The organism is Eikenella sp. (genome assembly GCF_057315495.1).
This window is the reverse complement of the sequence record NZ_DBHKXY010000063.1, coordinates 1-17,029: the sequence shown is the minus strand read 5'-3', so window position 1 is coordinate 17,029 and position 17,029 is coordinate 1. Positions and strand designations below refer to the sequence as shown.

The 17,029-nt window shown below is 54.6% G+C and carries 19 protein-coding genes and 1 pseudogene; 6 read left to right on the top strand and 14 right to left on the bottom strand.

Annotated elements, in window-relative coordinates:
* Positions 1-18: 18 nt before the first annotated feature.
* From ACO6EE_RS10310 to ACO6EE_RS10270, 9 genes are all read right to left on the bottom strand, one after another.
* Positions 19-1,104 (bottom strand): glycosyltransferase family 52, encoded by a 1,086-nt coding sequence (locus tag ACO6EE_RS10310; protein WP_485960921.1) that lies wholly within the window; start codon positions 1,102-1,104, stop codon positions 19-21.
* The gene (locus ACO6EE_RS10305; protein WP_485960920.1) at positions 1,097-2,296 is read right to left on the bottom strand and encodes an oligosaccharide flippase family protein; all 1,200 of its coding nucleotides are present in this window, start codon (positions 2,294-2,296) and stop codon (positions 1,097-1,099) included. Before ACO6EE_RS10305 ends, ACO6EE_RS10310 begins: the two co-directional genes overlap by 8 nt.
* 437 nt (positions 2,297-2,733) lie before the next feature.
* Positions 2,734-3,786, bottom strand: coding sequence for a pseudaminic acid synthase (gene pseI, locus ACO6EE_RS10300; protein ID WP_485960919.1), 1,053 nt, complete (start codon positions 3,784-3,786; stop codon positions 2,734-2,736).
* 52 nt (positions 3,787-3,838) lie between these two features.
* Positions 3,839-5,467 carry a UDP-2,4-diacetamido-2,4,6-trideoxy-beta-L-altropyranose hydrolase gene (gene pseG / locus ACO6EE_RS10295; protein WP_485960918.1) on the bottom strand — a complete coding sequence of 543 codons (1,629 nt, stop codon included), beginning with the start codon at positions 5,465-5,467 and terminating at the stop codon, positions 3,839-3,841.
* A 31-nt stretch (positions 5,468-5,498) separates the two neighbouring features.
* Complete coding sequence (locus ACO6EE_RS10290; protein ID WP_485960917.1) at positions 5,499-6,005, bottom strand: hypothetical protein; 507 nt, start codon at positions 6,003-6,005, stop codon at positions 5,499-5,501.
* Between the two features lie 57 nt (positions 6,006-6,062).
* Entirely contained in the window at positions 6,063-6,818 is a 756-nt protein-coding gene (locus ACO6EE_RS10285) for a pseudaminic acid cytidylyltransferase (RefSeq protein WP_485960916.1), read from the bottom strand.
* 235 nt (positions 6,819-7,053) lie between these two features.
* Entirely contained in the window at positions 7,054-7,779 is a 726-nt protein-coding gene (locus tag ACO6EE_RS10280) for a nitroreductase family protein (RefSeq protein WP_485960915.1), read from the bottom strand.
* A gap of 93 nt (positions 7,780-7,872) precedes the next feature.
* Entirely contained in the window at positions 7,873-8,598 is a 726-nt protein-coding gene (locus tag ACO6EE_RS10275) for a leucine-rich repeat domain-containing protein (RefSeq protein WP_485960914.1), read from the bottom strand.
* Between the two features lie 76 nt (positions 8,599-8,674).
* Positions 8,675-9,100: a YqaA family protein gene (locus ACO6EE_RS10270; protein ID WP_485960952.1), complete on the bottom strand. Its 426-nt coding sequence runs from the start codon at positions 9,098-9,100 to the stop codon at positions 8,675-8,677.
* Positions 9,101-9,246: 146 nt separating this feature from the next.
* On the opposite strand from ACO6EE_RS10270, the gene ACO6EE_RS10265 reads away from it, so the two are divergent.
* Together ACO6EE_RS10265 and ACO6EE_RS10260 are read left to right on the top strand one after the other, a co-directional pair.
* A complete protein-coding gene (locus tag ACO6EE_RS10265; protein WP_485960913.1) occupies positions 9,247-9,471 on the top strand; it encodes a DUF1653 domain-containing protein in 225 nt (74 codons plus the stop codon).
* Between the two features lie 156 nt (positions 9,472-9,627).
* Positions 9,628-10,440, top strand: a complete 813-nt coding sequence (locus ACO6EE_RS10260) for a formate/nitrite transporter family protein (RefSeq protein WP_064086905.1) — start codon at positions 9,628-9,630, stop codon at positions 10,438-10,440.
* Positions 10,441-10,510: 70 nt separating this feature from the next.
* Here the strand turns inward: ACO6EE_RS10260 and pseC are convergent, their stop codons facing one another.
* From pseC to pseB, 3 genes are all read right to left on the bottom strand, one after another.
* The gene (pseC, locus tag ACO6EE_RS10255; protein WP_485960912.1) at positions 10,511-11,668 is read right to left on the bottom strand and encodes a UDP-4-amino-4,6-dideoxy-N-acetyl-beta-L-altrosamine transaminase; all 1,158 of its coding nucleotides are present in this window, start codon (positions 11,666-11,668) and stop codon (positions 10,511-10,513) included.
* A gap of 83 nt (positions 11,669-11,751) precedes the next feature.
* Positions 11,752-12,222 (bottom strand): hypothetical protein, encoded by a 471-nt coding sequence (locus ACO6EE_RS10250; RefSeq protein ID WP_485960911.1) that lies wholly within the window; start codon positions 12,220-12,222, stop codon positions 11,752-11,754.
* Positions 12,223-12,398: 176 nt separating this feature from the next.
* Complete coding sequence (gene pseB, locus ACO6EE_RS10245) at positions 12,399-13,397, bottom strand: UDP-N-acetylglucosamine 4,6-dehydratase (inverting) (protein WP_485960910.1); 999 nt, start codon at positions 13,395-13,397, stop codon at positions 12,399-12,401.
* A gap of 250 nt (positions 13,398-13,647) precedes the next feature.
* Between pseB and ACO6EE_RS10240 the strand changes: the two genes are divergently transcribed.
* The 4 genes and pseudogenes from ACO6EE_RS10240 to ACO6EE_RS10225 form a co-directional block, all read left to right on the top strand.
* A complete protein-coding gene (locus ACO6EE_RS10240; protein WP_485960909.1) occupies positions 13,648-14,178 on the top strand; it encodes an alpha/beta hydrolase in 531 nt (176 codons plus the stop codon).
* Positions 14,179-14,493: 315 nt separating this feature from the next.
* A complete protein-coding gene (gene rplM, locus ACO6EE_RS10235) occupies positions 14,494-14,922 on the top strand; it encodes a 50S ribosomal protein L13 (protein ID WP_023887079.1) in 429 nt (142 codons plus the stop codon).
* A gap of 12 nt (positions 14,923-14,934) precedes the next feature.
* Positions 14,935-15,327 carry a 30S ribosomal protein S9 gene (rpsI, locus tag ACO6EE_RS10230; RefSeq protein WP_003822527.1) on the top strand — a complete coding sequence of 131 codons (393 nt, stop codon included), beginning with the start codon at positions 14,935-14,937 and terminating at the stop codon, positions 15,325-15,327.
* Positions 15,328-15,453: 126 nt separating this feature from the next.
* Positions 15,454-15,778: pseudogene (locus ACO6EE_RS10225) on the top strand (transposase); the annotation flags it as partial.
* Between the two features lie 69 nt (positions 15,779-15,847).
* Here ACO6EE_RS10225 and ACO6EE_RS10220 read toward each other — a convergent pair.
* Together ACO6EE_RS10220 and ACO6EE_RS10215 are read right to left on the bottom strand one after the other, a co-directional pair.
* Positions 15,848-16,372, bottom strand: coding sequence for a hypothetical protein (locus ACO6EE_RS10220; RefSeq protein ID WP_485960908.1), 525 nt, complete (start codon positions 16,370-16,372; stop codon positions 15,848-15,850).
* Positions 16,373-16,384: 12 nt separating this feature from the next.
* On the bottom strand, positions 16,385-16,663 hold the full coding sequence (locus ACO6EE_RS10215; protein WP_485960907.1) for a hypothetical protein: 279 nt from the start codon (positions 16,661-16,663) through the stop codon (positions 16,385-16,387).
* Positions 16,664-17,029 lie beyond the last annotated feature (366 nt).

Genomic DNA, 17,029 nt, shown 5'->3' with positions numbered 1-17,029 from the left:
AAACAGTTATCGTGAAACTCACTCAATATCGATAATCGGAATGCCCAACTGCGCCATCACTTCATAAATCCGCGCCACGCCGGGCGTGTGAAAGGCGGCTTCTGCGGGGCGCACGGCATACACGGTAGTACGCGGGAAGGCGTACACATTCAGCGCGGCGGTGCTGACGAGGTGGTACACCTCGAAGCGGGTATCAGGCTCGCGGCGCAGGCTTTCCAATAGATAGTCTTCAAAAATCAGCGGGCTGGCAATGTATTCGGCGCCCGATACGCGGTAGGTTTCGCGCGGGTGCGGGAAATATTCGCCAATCTCAAAACGGCGCAGCAGGCTTTCGGCCAGCGCGGCGTTATCTGCCACATTAGGCAGTAATGGCTGGCCGAGCAGGATGCAGCGGGTGCGGGTGGGCACGGGATTTGTGGCAGCCATGCTGGCCATATTTTTTTCAGGTAGCCTTTCGTTTAAGCCACACTCATCCACTGCCCCATTTTCGCTTCTCAGCACCTCTCTGCCTTCGCTTTGGCGAAGCCCACCCTGCCCGCTTTCAGGTAGCCCTTGCCCGGCTGCCGCCCACAAATCCAGCGGCACGGTGGGCGCGGCAATATTGGGCTGGCCGGGATAGAGCGTGTGGTGCCGACGCGAGAGGCGGCGCAGGCCTTCGGTTTGCAGGCGGATGCCGCGCAGGCGGTTCATCAGCTGCCGCTGGCGGTTGCTGCTATTGCGGTAGAGCACACTGCCGGGAATCAGGTTACCCGTGCCGTCGTCGAAGGTTTCCAGTGCGGCAAAGCGGATGCGGTTCAGCACATATTGCACGTTCGGATTATCGATGCTGGCGGCAAAGGCGGTGGCGTATTCTTTATCCAGCCCGCGCAGCAGGCGGGGCAAACCCAGCTCGCGCCGCCATTTGCTTTGCGGAATCAGGGCATATTCGGCATGGCGGCTGCCCGCAGAGGCTACCTGAAAATAATGCCGAAACTTAGCATTATCCGCATCTTCGTAGCACAGCATCAGCAAATCGAACGGCTCTGCGCGCTGCGCCATCAGCCGCTGCGCCATCAAGGCCTGCAGGGGCGTGAGGCAGATAATTAAATTCGCCAAATCAGCCATACGGTTTCACCTGCCGGAACAATATCGGGAAAATCAGCGCGTTGCCGGCAATCATCGCCAGCGGCACCCATTGGATGCCCACCCGCGCGGTGAGAAGCAACACCAGCAGATAGCCGCCCGCCGAGAGCAGCGAAGTGAGCGCGATGCGCTGGTTTTGCGCGTGGTAAAACAAATAATTCACCTGCAAATAATAGGGCACGGTTAAACCGAAACCAAGCAGAAACAGGCAGATATAGTAATGCACCCCCGCATACTGCGCTCCGAGCAGCCACAGAAACAGCCGCTCCGGCATCAGCCAGGCCACCAATGCCGGCAACGGCGCAGCCAAGAGCGAGAGCAGTGCCCAGCGGCGCACCGTGGCCGCCGTGATTTTGCCGCTGCGCAAGGCTTGGTAGTAATACGGCACGGTGGCTTTGTTTAGCGCCATCAACAGCACGCCCAGCACGCTGGCGGTTTGGTAGCCCGCCGAATACACGCCCAGCGTGGCAGCGGAATAGCCCTGATAAATCACCACGCGGTCGAACTGCCCTTTCACATAATTGCCCGCATGATGAATCACCAAAGGCAGGCCGAGCGCGAAAATATAGCGCAAAGCCTGCCGCACCCGCCGCCGGTTGAAACCCAGCCGCTGCCCGCCACTTCGCCGATAAAGCAGATAGGCCGCCAGCGACACCAGCGCATTGCCGACAAACAGCGCCAAGAAACGCCGCTCCACCGGATAATCCGCACTCATTTCCAACAGCCACACCGTGAATACGGTGGTAAACAGGCTGCTGCCAAACTGAATGGCCGTATAGGACAAGGCCTGTTTGCGGCATTGGCGCAGGCTCAATTGCGTGGCCAGCACCGTTTGTGCCGCTGCCGCACACACCACCGCCGCCAGCGCCAGCGAATGCAGCTGCCATGCTGCCAATAGGCCGATGAGCGCGGCAAAGGCGGTATACAGCGCGCCGGCATACACCACGCTGTGCAGGTTGCGCTGGCCATACACATAGTAATACCGCGTAACCGCGCCATCCTGGCTCATGCCAAAGCCGATAAGCAGCAGCGAAAACGCCGCCTGATAATACGACAGCTCGCCAAACCCCGCCGTGCCCAGCTTGCGCGTGAGATAAGGCAGCAGCAGGAAAGGCATGGCCTTGGCCAACATTTCGCCGACAAGGTAGATGAGGCTGTCTTTGAGAATCTTCATGTTTCACTACGAAGCTAATATTAAACTTCCTACATATCCAAGCACAGAATATTTGGCACAAACGGTTGGGCTGCGTCCTGCTCTGCTGGCACAGCCGAACGGAGTGCGGTTTTTCGGGGAATAAGGGCTTGCATGCCCGAAGCGGCGAAGCCGCAAGTTGCGAGCCTGTCCGAAAAACCGTGTGCAGTGAGGGAAGTTTGGCAAAGCCAAACCTGTGCCCGCAGTCGCCTTTCTTTGCTTCCTTTCTTTGGCGAAGTAAAGAAAAGGAAGTGCCCGCGCCGGCATGAGGCGCAAAGGTGAACAAGGCATAAATGAGAAAGGCTACCTGAAATTTGGCAAACTGCTTCAAACACAACAAAAAGCGAATTTCCAGCTTCGTTGGTACTCATGTTTTCAGGTAGCCTCTAACACCGCCGTGAGGCTACCTGAAACTTTTTCTACTCTTCCACACAATCCCAATCGGTTGCCGTATTAGCCGCCACATCGCGGCGCAGGTGTTTGCCGATGAGCGCGTCGTAATGCTTGGGCGCCAGCCCGTAGCCGGGGCGCACGCTGCGGATGCAGTCGGCGCCGATGGTGTCGCCCGCTTGCATATCTTTCACAAAATACAGCGAACGGCGGAACTGGATATTGCCCTGCTCGCTCGATTTCAAGCCGTAATCGGCCTGCCCCAGCGCCTGCCAGGCGGTATGGCTGCTGCGGCACAATTCGGCCAAATCCTGCGACTCTAAAGAAAAACTGTCGTCCGGGCCGCCGCCGTTTCTGTCTAGCGTGAAGTGTTTTTCGATCACGCACGCACCGAGCGCCACGGCGGCAATGGCGGTGGTGTTGTCTAACGTGTGGTCGGACAAACCCACCGGCACGCCGAAGCGCTGCGCCATATCGGGCAGGGTGCGCAGGTTGTAATCCGCCGCCGGTGCGGGGTAGCCGCTCACGCAGTGCAGCAGCACCAATTCCTTGCAGCCGCCTTCGCGCGCGGCGGCCACGGCTTCGGCGATTTCTTCGGCATCGGCCATGCCGGTGGACACAATCATCGGCTTGCCGGTTTGTGCCACATAGCGGATCAGCGGCAAATCCACCGCTTCAAACGAGGCGATTTTGTAAGCCGGGGTGTCGAGGCTTTCCAGCAGATCCACCGCCGTAAAGTCAAACGGCGAGCTGAAAATGGTGATGCCTTGCTCGCGGGCAAAATCGAACAGCGGCTTGTGCCATTCCCAAGGCAGATGCGCTTTTTGATACAGCTCGTGCAGCGTTTGCCCGTCCCACAGGCCACCTTTGATTTGGAACTCGGGCGCGTTGCTGCGTAGAGTAATGGTGTCGGCAGTGTAGGTTTGGATTTTGACGGCATCGGCACCGGCAGCCTTGGCCTGTTCTATGATTTTGAAGGCGGTTTGCAGGCTGCCGTTATGGTTGGCCGACATTTCGGCAATGATATAGGGCGAATGGGCAGCGCCGATGGGGCGGCCGTTGATCTGGAATGTGGGTTTCATGGGTGGTTTCGGTTTCAGGTAGCCTTCATGGGGGAGGCTGCCGTTTTAGTGTTTAATACAAAAAATCTTCGGCACGAAGCACAAATGACAAAGCCTGCTGCGTATCCTGCCCGGCTGCCTTATCGGTCGGGCAGAAACCGAGTTTGCGGTGCATGGCCAGGCTGGCGGCGTTATGCGGCAACACCTGGCCGTACACTTCGCGCATATTCAGGCGGCAGAAAGCGTATTGTAACGCCAGCTGCCCCAATGTGCCGCCGTGGCCTTGACCGCGCGGGCAATCGGGCGCGAGGTAGAAGCCCCATTCGCAGAGGCCGCCGCCCAAGTGCTTAAAGCTGGCATAGCCCTGCGCCGTGCCGCCGGTTTCATACAGCAGCATGGTGAACTCGGGGTTGGCCAGCTGGCGGGCAAACCATGCCTGATGCCCATCCCAAGCGATTTCCCCGCTATCAAACATAAAGCGTCGGATCTCGGGATGGTTGCGCCACTCAAACAGGCGGCGGCAATCGGCAGGCGACGCAGGGCGCAATACAGCAGGCGCGAAATCAGCCAAATTATTGGCTGCCCGCAACACCCCGCGCCCATCGCACAGCGCGGCGGCGCGGCGGCTTTGCTCTGCCCGCAGGGCAGGCGCTTCGGACAGCAGTCGGGCCAAGCTGGCAGGCAAATCCGCCATATTGGCCACACTCGCCACTCCGGCCTGCTGCAAGGTTTCTGCGATGCCGCGTTGGTTTTCCGCCAACACCAGCATCATGGTGGGCAATCCCAGGCAGCAGCGTTCCCACGAAGTGCTGCCCGCCGCGCCGATGGCCAAATCGGCTTCGGCCATCAGTTCGGCCATATTGTTGGCGCCCACCAGCACGCGGCAAGGATACGGCATGCTATCGGCAAAAGCCTGCACGGTGGCGGTGTGCGGCGCGGTTTTGCCCATCACCACGGTAACGCGGCAGACAGCAGGCAGGCTACCTGAAAGCGCCTGCAGCACCGCCAACGTATGGTTATCCTTATCCACGCCGCCCAAGTTCACTAAAATATGCTTCAGGTAGCCTGTTTCGGCTTGGGCAGCACGGCGTTGCAGGCTCGCCTCGCGCCACCGTGCAAACTCTTCGCGCAACAGGGCGTAGCGCGTACCAGTGAGCAGACGGCAGGCGGGCGGCACCAGGCCGGCGTAATCAGCGGGAGTGTGGCCGAGATTTTGATCCAGCAGCAAATCGGCGGCGTGGGGGCGGTCAGCCAAGTCGTCGATCGCCATCAGGCGGCTGCCTGCAGCGGCTTTGGCAGCCAGTTCCCACTCGGCGGATAAGGCGTAGTGGTCGCAAATAATCCAATCCGGCGCAAAAGCGCGGATAGGCGGCACGCAATCGGCGGCATCCTGCGCCTGCGATACGGGCAGCCAATGGGCATGAGCTAGCTGAACGCACGTTGCTGCCTGCGCTTCGCTTTTGCTGCGCAGAAGTTCACCGCGCTCGCTTTCAGGTAGCCCTCCGGCCTGCGGCGGCACGGGCAACAACACTAAGCCGAAACCGGCGCGCTCGATGGTTTCGCCCAAATGGCCGGGCAGCGCACGGCAGATAAAGCGCACCTCATGGCCGCGCCGCGAAAGCTCGTGCGCCAGCGTGAGGCAGCGCATGATGTGGCCGCTGCCGATTTGGAGGGACGCGTCTGCACGGATGAGGAATTTCATGTTCTACAACTTTCAGGCTACCTGAAAATATCTAGCCGTTTTCTTTTATCAATTCAAACGGCAAGCCCGACCTTTCCGCTAGCTGCCGCGCGAAGATTTTGGCACGACTCTGATCGTGGCTACTTTTGAGCAAGATTTTTCCACCGTTTCGCAACAACAGCCACACCTTCCCTTCTCCAGAAAATCCTCCAGAAAAACAAATATTTTGAATTTCACTATAAGCAAACTCATACTGCGTCCGCCACGACAATTTGCGCCATACAAAAACATTCAACACCAGCTGCTTACTATCACGCAGTGCACAAATTTTATAAGCGCTTTTGATGCGCCTCCAAACAAAAATTGGGAAACCAAGCAGCAAACCGCTGGCTACAATTAGATAGAACCAAGCACGAACGCCATCCGCCTCGCCATCACTCAGCCAACGCAGCAAGGTGGTCCACATCACGATAATCCATGCATAAGCAAGTAGATAAATCCAAATCTGATTTCTGCCAAAAGTATATTGCACCACCCGTTTTTCTCTACTAAACATCATCGTCTCCTTAATTCAGGCTACCTGAAAACTAGTACAGCAAACTGCTATGCGGCAACATCACTCCCCCCGCTCCCGCAACACGCGCCACATCACTTCCGCACGCGCCCAATCTTCCGGCGTATCAATATCCTGCACACGATAGCGCGGCAATTTCACGGCAGCAGAACGGCTGTTGAAAATCGGTTTTCCCGCCAGCCAAGCCTCGGCACTGCCCCAATAAAACTGCCCCGCATCGTGCCAAGCGTGCTCCAAATCCTGCGAGCGCACGGCAAAATTCTCCGGCTGAAACATCGACACGCCGCCCTGCCCGTCCAGCCGCAGGGCACGCTGGATAGGAAAGGGGAAATCGGTTACCGAAAAGGCATAATCGCCGCCGCTTCGGCGCAGCGTGTCCAGCCCGCGCTGTAAATCAGTTGGGCGCACAAACGGAGCAGTGGCATACAGGCAGCAGACTTCGGACAAGGCTGGCTTGAGGCTACCTGAACAATCCGGCTGCCCGCTCTTGCCGTGCAGCAATCCGCTGCGCTCACTTTCCGCCAGCAGCGCGGCAACGGCATGGCGCATCACGGTGCCGGTGGTGGCGAAATCATCCGCCAGCTCAGGCGGGCGCACAAACGGGGTTTCCGCACCATATTGCCGCGCCACGGCGGCGATTTCTTCATCATCGGTCGACACCACCACACGGGTAAAGCAGCCGCTATCCAGCGCCGCTTCGATGGAATAGGCAATCATCGGCTTGCCGTTGAATGGCTTGATATTTTTGCGCGGAATGCGTTTGCTGCCACCACGGGCAGGAATGATGCAAAGGGTCATGGAGTAGCGGTTTCTGCCAGCCTTTGGGAAGGCGTGGCGCATACAGTTTATTAAGGCGGGGATTATAGCTGATTTGGGTAGGCCGCCGCAGCGGTTTGCGATGTGCGCAGGCAGGGATTGTGGCGGGTACAACAAGGGTTTCGGCGGGGCTTGGCATGGCAAATATAAAATCCGCCCGTTTATCAAAAAGGCTACCTGAAACTTTTCAGGTAGCCTCAAATTTGTGTGCGGCACTTCAAATATGCCGATACACCTCGTCAAACGGCAGGCGGTAGCGCTCACCCCAAATGCCGTGGCCTTCCTTGCGGATGCCGCAGAAAACAACCATGTTGATTTCAGCGCCGCGCGGCAGGTTCAAAATGCGTTTCACGCGGCGGCTGTCCAGCCCTTCCATCGGGCAGGTGTCGTAGCCCGCTTCAGCCATAGCGAGCATAAAGGTTTGTGCCGCCAAGCCGCAGCTTTTGTGCACCACGATACGCATATCGGCTTCAGACACGTCGCGCATCATCGGGCGGAACAGGCCGATGCTCCATGAGAGCATTTTGCGAAACGCGCCGAGCAGGCCGAAGCAGCGGGCATAAACAAAGGGCATGAGCTTGTTGCGGTAGCCTTCTTCCGCCTGAATGCGTTTGGCCTGTTTTTCGGGCGGACTGTTGCGTTGGATGTTGCCGCGCTCAAAATCGAGCACAGTTTGGGCGCGGCTGCGGTACAGGTCTTGGCGGGTAACGAACACCACCATCTGCGGCGCGGTGGCGGCGGCTTTCTGCCCGAGGCAGGCTTCGGCAAGCTGCTTCAACACAGCAGCATCGGTGATGTGGTAGAACTCATAAAGCTGCATATTGGAGCTGCTGGGGGCAAGCTGGGCGAGACGCAGGCATTGGCGCACGGTATCGGCATCAATGGGAGAGTCGCCGTAGTGGCGCACGGAACGGCGGCGTTCGAGGACTTGTTGCAGAGTCATTGGTGTTCCTTTCAGGAGGGATTTCAGGCAGCTTTGGGAGGCTACCTGAAAATGGTGGCCTTCGCTCTAATACCACACAATAGGCTGTATGGGTTAGGCAGCGGCAACCAGTTCGGCAAATTCGGCTTCGATTCGGGCAACACGTTTGGCATCGCAGCTTAGGCATAGAAATCTACCGCGCCGACCGATGGCCAACTGCAAGGCGCCACCGCAGCGGCTGCATTCGCCCCCGAGTTGCTCAAACGCGCGGATGGGCGTTTCCAACTGTGGGTTCAAGTGTTTGGCCAAATAGGCAAACTGCTGTTTTTCAAAATCATTGGAAATACGCAGCCGCCGCAGATGGCGGCATTGCGCCAGGATGCGGATGTCGTCGTCGGCCAGCTTGGTATTAGTGAGCGAGAAATCGGTTAAGGCGGGCAGCTCGGCAACGGGGGCGATGCTGTCTAGCTGCAAGGGCGGGGTGCCGTAGCCTTGGTTGCCGGAGAGGTGCAGCGTGGTGAGCTCATTTAGGCTGCCGATGCCGTCCAGCCGGCGCAGTTTGGCAAAGTGAAAGAGAACGAGCGTCTGCAATCCTTCGATGCGGAAAACGGGCGATAAGTCGGTGATTTTGCCGCCCCATTCCAGCGAGAGGTGCCGCAAGGCGCGCAGCGGGGCGAAATCGGGCAGCTCTGGCGCGGTGATGTGGTAGAGGTGCAGGCTTTGAACCTGTGTGGCGCGCAGCACGGTCGGCCAGTTTTTGGCAGCGATATTGCGGATGTCGAGCTCGGCGGCGGTGAGGAGTTCGGTTTCGTCGATGTCTTTTTGGTTGAGCAGCAGCATGGTTTCTCGGTGTCAAAGCAGTGAGCGGTAGGGATTGGATGCGGAATGGGAGGTGTTTGCGTTTTTCAGGTAGCCTTCAGGCCTCCTGCAACAGCCAGCCCATCCCCTGCCAAATCAAAGCATAGCGGACAAACTTGCCCACTGCCAGCACTGCCGTGCATGCCCACGCGTTCAAACGCAGCCAGCCGGCAGCCAGGGGCAAAGCATCGCCAGCCACGGGCAGCCAAGCCAAAAGCAGCAGCCATGTGCCGTACCGCTGCAGCAGGTTCACGGCACGGGGAGACAGCTTGCTTTGGCCGCGCTCCGGCAGTTGGCGGCCGAGCCAATAGGAAGTGAGGCTGCCCAAGGTGTTGCCGCTGCCTGCCGCCAGCCAGGCCGCCCACGCGGCTTCTGGGCGCTGCCATAAGAAGGCGGCAAACGCGGCCTCAGACGTACCGGGCAGCAGCGTGGCGGAAGTGAAAGCGGAAAACCACAGCGCAGCGAGTAGGAAGAAATCAGACATCATCAATGGCGTTGCAGGCTACCTGAACAATGAAAATAAGGTTTCCGAAAAAAGCCGTGTTGCGGCACAACTAAAACCAGAACACCCAAGCAAGCAGCCAACAGGTTTAGGCTATAATCAGGGCTTCATTTTACAAGGAAAACGCCATGCCCCACACCCTGCCCCGCGGCCTCTATCGCCACTACAAAGGCAATCTCTACGAACTGCTGCACACGGCACGGCACAGCGAAACGGAAGAGCCGCTGGCTGTGTACCGTGCGCTTTATGGCGACTACGGCGTGTGGGTGCGCCCGCTGGCGATGTTTGCGGAGGAAGTGACAACAGAAAACGGCTCTGTGGCGCGGTTTGCGCTGGTGAAGGCGTTTGACTGACGGCTGAAACACCGAAGGCTACCTGAACGTACCCCTTGCTTCTGCGCCCAACCGGCTTATAACCGGCAGCAATTTCCATAAAAGTAATCATTCTTTCACAAAATGCCGTGTGCTTGATACAGTTTGCCGACGTTGAACTGCCGATAAGGACAAGCCATGAATTTTGTGAAACCGGAACATTTGCGCGACTTCTACCCCCATGAAATCTTGCAGGATTCTCTGCAGAAAGCTCAGGCCAAATCGGGCTCGAGCCTGAAAACGCTGGCAATTTTGAGCTTTCTGGGCGGCGGTTACGTGGGCTTCGGCTATTTGGCGTTTTTAAAAGTGGTTACCGGCATTCCGCCCGAATGGTCGGGGCTGGCCAACTTACTGGGCGCGGCCGTGTTCCCGATCTGCCTGATTTGTATTCTGATTGGCGGCGGCGAGCTGGCCACGGGCAATATGATGCTGATGGGGCTGGGCTGGTTTGGCAAAAGAATCAATGTGGCCAACCTGATGCGCAACTGGCTGATCGTGAGCTTGGGCAATTTGGCCGGGGCTTTGTGTATGGCATATTTCCTCGGGCATTTCGTGGGCTTGACCGAAGGTGTGGCGGCGGCGAAAACCGTTGCCATTGCCGAAGCCAAGGTGGGCATGAGCTTTGGCCGCTCATTTGTGTCGGCCATTGCCTGCAACTGGATGGTGTGCATGGGCATTTGGTTTTATTTCGGCGCGAAGCAGACTTCGGGGCGGATTTTGGCGATGTGGTTTCCGGTGATGACCTTTGTGCTGATTGGGCTGCAACACTTTGTGGCCAATATGTTTATCATTCCGGCCGGCATTTTTGCGGGGGCGAATGTGTCGTGGGGGCAGTTTTTTGCCAATATGATTCCTGTGTTTCTAGGTAACGTGGCCGGCGGCACGGCGTTTGTGGCGGCCTCGTATCTGCACGCGTATAAGCATTTATTGAAAGACGATTATTCGATTTAGCCGGCATACCGCGCTATTAAAAGGCTACCTGAAAACTGGTTTCAGGTAGCCTTTACCGTATTGGTGTGCACTAGCCGAAAGCGCGCGCCAACACATCCACTACTTTATCCTGTTCGGCTTCGGTCAGCCCGAAATACAGCGGAATGCTGATTGCGCCGGCGTAGTAGGCTTCGGCGGCAGGGAAGTCGCCCGGTTTGAAGCCGAAGTGTCGGCGGTAATAAGGCTGAGTGTGGACGGGGATGTAGTGCACGTTGGCACCGATGCCGTTTTGCCGCAGGAAGTCGAACACTTGACGGCGGGTTTTGCCGCTGTCGGCTCGCACTTGCACAGGATAGAGATGCAAGGCGGAGCGGCTTTCTGGATGGCGCTGCGGCAAGATGAGCGGCAGGCGGGCCAGCAGGCGGTCGTAGCGCGCGGCGAGCTCGTGGCGGCGGGCGACGAATTCGTCGATGCGGGTCATCTGGCTCACGCCGAGCGCGGCTTGCAGCTCGGTCATGCGGTAGTTGTAGCCGAGGTCGATTTGCTGGTAATACCAAGCGCCGTCCGGCTCTTGAGTCATTTCTTCAGGATTGCGGGTGATGCCGTGGCTGCGCAGCAGAGCAAGTTTTGCCGCAAGCTCCTGGCTGTTGGTGAGGGCGGCGCCGCCTTCGGCGGTGGTGATGATTTTGACGGGGTGGAAACTGAATACGGTGATGTCGCTATATTGGCAGCTGCCGACTTTGCCGCCCTGATAGCTGCCGCCGACGGCGTGGGAAGCGTCTTCAATGATTTTGAAGCCGTATTCTTTGGATAATGCGTGGATTTCCCGCATATCGCAGGGTTCGCCCGAAAAGTGAACCGGCACCACGATTTTGGGCAGGCTACCTGAAACTTTGGCCGCCTGCAGCTTGGCTTCCAGCGCGGCGGGAGACATATTCAGGGTGTGCGGGTCGATGTCCACAAAATCCACATCGGCACCGCAATAGCGGGCACAGTTGGCGGAAGCGGTGAAGGTGATGGGGGATGTCCACAGGCTGTCGCCTTTGCCTAAGCCGAGAGCGAGACAGGCGAGATGCAGGGCAGAAGTGGCACTGTTTACGGCCACAGCATGCTGCGCGCCACAGTAATTCTTCAGGCTGTCTTCAAAGGCAGGCACTTGCGGGCCTTGGGTGAGGAAGTCGGATTGGAGCACACGTACAACGGCAGCTATGTCGGCTTCGGAAATGGTTTGGCGGCCGTAGGGGATCATTTTAGGGATTTCTCCTTTGCTTGGATTGTTGGAGTTTTCAGGTAGCCTTTTAGGATTGGAGGCTACCTGAAAATTTGTAATATCTAGGGATTGGATAAATACGGATACAGCCGTTCACGCCCGTCTTGGTACACCATCACCGTATCGATTGCCTCAACCGCCATGCCAGTGCCGTGATACAGGCATTTTTGCTGCGGGTCGGGGGCCAGCCCGCTGCCGAGATAGCCGATTTGCAGAGGCTTTTGTTCGGCAGCACGGCGTTGCAGCAATGCGGCAGCAGCTTGGGTTTGTTCGGCGGTAGGATGGCCGGGGTCGAGCCCGCCGATGCCGATATTGAGTTTATCCCAAAAAGTGCGCTTGGGTGGAATAATGCGGACGCGGTATTGCGTGCAGCCGTCCGCATGAATTGTACGCCCTGTTTGACGGACGGCAAACCGATAGCTGCCTTGGCTGCCGGAAACGCCGGTTATATAGGCTTCCGCAGCATCGCCGCCTGCAAGGGCGGGGAGGGGGAATAGAAGAGCGAGAAAAACTAGGAAAGTAAAGTTGCGCATGGATTTCGGGCTACTTGAAAACTGAAAATGTATGGGCAACGAGTGCCATCCTACTTCTTTGCTTTGTTGTAGAAGACATGTGCCAGGATTCGTCGCTGTCTTGGCCGGTAGGATGCAGGCTGCTTTTTTAGGGTTTTGCAGCCGTTAAAAAGCAGCCTGCACTTTCATATCCGCACTCAAATCGCGCCGATTTTCTCTTTGTTCGCCTCAATCCACGCCTGTAATTCCTCGCGCGTCATCCATTCCGCGTTGTTGTCGCTGGCATACACGAAGCCTTCGGGCACTTTCACACCGTTTTTGATGCGCTCGGGTGTTTCGTCCCAGCCGTTGATGACGGGCAGGATTTTGAAGTGTTCGGGATATTCGTAGGTGTGGAACGAGTCTTCCGCGCCAATCATCTGCTCGTGCAGTTTTTCGCCGGGGCGGATGCCGACGGTTTCCTGCGCGCATTCGGGTGCAACGGCGGCAGCCAAATCGCAAATGTTCATGGACGGGATTTTTTTCACATAAATTTCGCCGCCCACCATGTCGTCAAACGCGTGCCACACGAGCTCCACGCCCTGTTCCAGCGAAATCATGAAGCGGGTCATGCGCGGGTCGGTAATCGGTAGTGTGCCGCGTTCGCGCTGGGTGAGGAAAAACGGAATCACCGAGCCGCGCGAGCCCATCACGTTGCCATAGCGCACCACGGCGAAGCGGCAGCCGTGTTCGCCGGAATAGGCGTTGCCGGCCACGAAGAGTTTGTCGCTGGCGAGCTTGGTCGCGCCGTATAAATTGACGGGGCTGCTGGCTTTGTCGGTGGACAGGGCGACGACGCGCTTCACGCCTTTGTCGATGCAGGCGTCAATCAGGTTCATTGCGCCGTTGATGTTGGTTTTCACGCACTCGAACGGGTTGTATTCGGCGGTGGGGACGATTTTGGTGGCGGCGGCATGGACGACGTAATCCACGCCGTCGAGCGCGCGGTAAAGGCGGTCTTTGTCACGCACGTCGCCGATGAAGAAGCGCACGCGTTTGTCGCCCTGAAATTTTTTCGCCATTTCCCACTGCTTCATTTCGTCGCGGGAGAAGATGATGATTTTTTTGGGATTGTATTTGGCCAGGGTCATGGGCACGAAGGTGTTGCCGAACGAGCCGGTGCCGCCGGTTACGAGGATGGTGGAGTTAGAAAGCATGAATAACCTGTTGTTTTAGCTTAATGGAATCGCTGATTCCACCGAGAAATCATTTTAATGGAAACAGCGTAATATGAAGTGGCGGATTATAGCACCGGCATTCGGCGGCTTCTATCGTGCCGCAGGCTACCTGAAAGGCGGTAGTACACAGCCCAAATAGAAATAACAGCGTGGATTCAGCTCGCCTCACTCCTATTTAAAGTAGCCATACATTACAATGGCGCTTTTCCCCTACTCCACCCTATCATCTATGTCTGTTGCTCAAGACCTTACCCTGCTCCTCGTGCGCGATGCTGCCGAGCCAGAAATGTGGATAGATATCTGGGCACGCAGCTACCCGCTCGTGCAACAGGTAGCCTGTGCTGCCGACGAAGGCATTGTCCACTGGCAACGTAAAATCAACACGGCGTGGCAGCTTATCCCCGGCCAGACCATGATTGTGGCACACGGCGCAGGCGTACCGGCCGTCATGGCCTGGCAGTTCCAAAACAGTATGCGCAACCAGCAACGCATCCGCGGCATGATTTTGGTCTCCCCCCTGCAATCTGCCTGTATAGATGATGAATGGCACACCCTGCAACGCGCACGCACCAACTGCAAAGCCGCTTTAGTAATCGGGCAAGATGAAAATCCGCTGTGCCCAGCTAACTGGGCAAACGATACCGCCACCTCCTGGCAAGCCCGCTTGTTACAAGCGCCGCAGCCCGGCCACCTCAACCAGCACTTAGGTGGCTGGCAATGGGGCATGCGGCTGATGCAGGAAATGTTGTGGGATAGCTAAAGAACAACACCGTTTTCAGGTAGCCTCTGCTTCAATATCCAACATTTCCTACACACACTCCATACCAATATAAAAACTCTCAACACATTGAAATAAATTAGGTTCACACCCACTCACTTAACCACATACAGACAATCAGAAATCAAAACCGAAAGCCTATTTTAGGTATACGGCATCCCGCCCTAATCCACCTTGCTGCAACAATAGTATAGGGATTACACCATAAATTCCGTTTCCGCTCAGGATAAACATTGACAGTAAACCGCTTAATCTTTAAAATTAAAGTTTTCTTATATTAATTTGGATTTTCCTGCTATGAAAACCTTCTCAGCCAAACCGCACGAGGTGAAGCGCGAATGGTATGTCATTGATGCCCAAGACAAAGTTCTGGGTCGCGTGGCTACCGAAGTCGCCCGTCGCTTGCGTGGCAAACACAAGCCCGAATACACCCCGCACGTAGACACTGGCGACTACATCATTGTAGTTAATGCCGACAAACTGCGTGTTACCGGTGATAAAAATGAAGGCAAAATCTACTACCGTCACTCTGGCTTCCCCGGCGGTATCTACCAGCGCACCTTCCGGGAAATGCAAGACAAATTCCCCGGCCGCGCCCTGGAACAAGCTGTTAAAGGCATGTTGCCCAAAGGCCCCTTGGGCTATGCCATGATTCGCAAGCTGAAAGTGTACGCTGGTAGCGAACATCAGCATGCCGCCCAACAACCCAAAGTATTGGAAATTTAAGGACACCATTTTATGAACGGTAAATACTACTACGGCACTGGCCGTCGCAAGAGTTCTGTAGCCCGTGTGTTCCTGCAAAAAGGTTCTGGTCAGATTGTGGTAAACGGTCGCCCCGTTGACGAATTTTTCGCCCGTGAAACCAGCCGCATGGTGGTGCGTCAACCTTTGGTTCTGACCGAAAATGCTGAAGCATTCGATATTATGGTAAACGTATGCGGCGGCGGTGAAACCGGCCAATCCGGCGCTATTCGTCACGGCATCACCCGTGCTCTGATCGACTACGATGCAGGTTTGAAATCTGCTCTGTCTCAAGCTGGCTTCGTTACTCGCGACGCCCGTGAAGTGGAACGCAAGAAATTCGGTCTGCGCAAAGCACGTCGTGCCAAACAGTTCTCCAAACGTTAATTCGTTTATATTACAGAAGAGCCGGTTTCCCCGGCTCTTTATTTATGCACAAGCATTTAAGGCTACCTGAAAATCTCAGGTAGCCTTAAATGCTTAAAGAATACTATTTATGACACCCTACCTTGTTCACCTAGCCGGCTGCTGATTATCCAGGAAAAGGTAAGGCCGGACAGCGTGGTTTATACTGATTGCCACAGTGCCTACAATGTATTGGATGTTAGCGAGTTTAACCACTTGCGCATCAATCACCGTACCTGTTTTGCAGACAGGCAAAACCACATTAACGGGATTGAGAACTTCTGGAGTCAGGCCAAACGTCATTTGCGTAAATCCAACGGCATTCCGAAAAAGTATTTCAAGCTGTATTTGAAAGAGTACGAATAGTGATTTAACAACAAGGAAATCTCAAATTGCTATGTTAAAACAAATGGTAAAAGATAGTTTAACCTAGTTATCTAGGACAACCCCTTATTATTTCTTATCAACGGAGTGTTAAAACACAGCCTAAAATAACAAACCCTTATGCATAGTTATTTAATATTACCTCTATACCTTTCTTTCCAAATTCTTCATACAAGGGAGAAGATTTATCATTTAATGATTTTTGTAGCTGATAGATTGTTACAAACCAATCTTTATCTAAAGAATCAAATAGCGATTTCGCTTTTTTATTATGAGTATTAAATGCAAATACACCCCAGTCAACAGGGTAATATTGTGCTGCACACCAACTAAGATTATGCGGTGTTATTACAACTCCTGTGAAATTAATTTCTTTCTCGTATATTATTTTACCTATATCTGTTAAATTATTATTTACTACATCCACATTGACCACAGGACTATCACTGACTGAAGTAAAAATATCTAATTCTAAATAATTATTTAAAATTAGAATATTGCTAAACTCATTTGCAAATTCTTTATTGCTAAATAATGGAAAATCAAAAAATAAAAATTTATTATACTTTAACTCTTTATTGAAGAAAAAGAAATCTGGAAATCTAAATTCATTTTTAGTCATAATTTCACTAAATTTATTCATAGAAATTATCTCCTATTTAATATTGTATCTAACACTCCCTTTTTTTAAATAGTAAACATTTGGCTGACTAGTTACATGACGTGAAAAACCATTTCTTTCTAGATTAATCATAACTTCTTCTTGTGATATATTGGCAAAAATCTGAGTAGACGAATTCCTAGTAGTCCCGCTTTCAAATTGAGAACTATTCGCTCGCATGTCATTAGCAGCCCTTTCAACATATGCTCTATGCTTTTCCTTGATATTATTTGATCTATTATGACGATTACCATTATTCAGATCAGGTGGCATAGGCGCGCCTGCAGCAGCTATAACCTGCTGGGGTTGTGTAGTAGTTGCTTTTGCTGACCGATTTTGTTTTTATCCTCCTTCATGAGACCCCTGCCCTTGATTAGCAGGAATGGTATTTAGATGTAAATATAAAATACTATACAGAATCCCTACGGCAGCTAGTTGGGTTCCAGTAGCCTTATTTGCCCCGCCAAAATAACTGTTTGCAGCACCTGATAATTTATTAGCTGCTCCTTTACTCCCCTCCAAAAGTCTGGCTGTATTACGATGCATATTACTTCCCATTGATGCAGAATTTTTGGAAATATTTAAGGGGCTGACGTAGATTAGCAGTTATGCTAGGCTACGAAAATGCAGATAACCAAT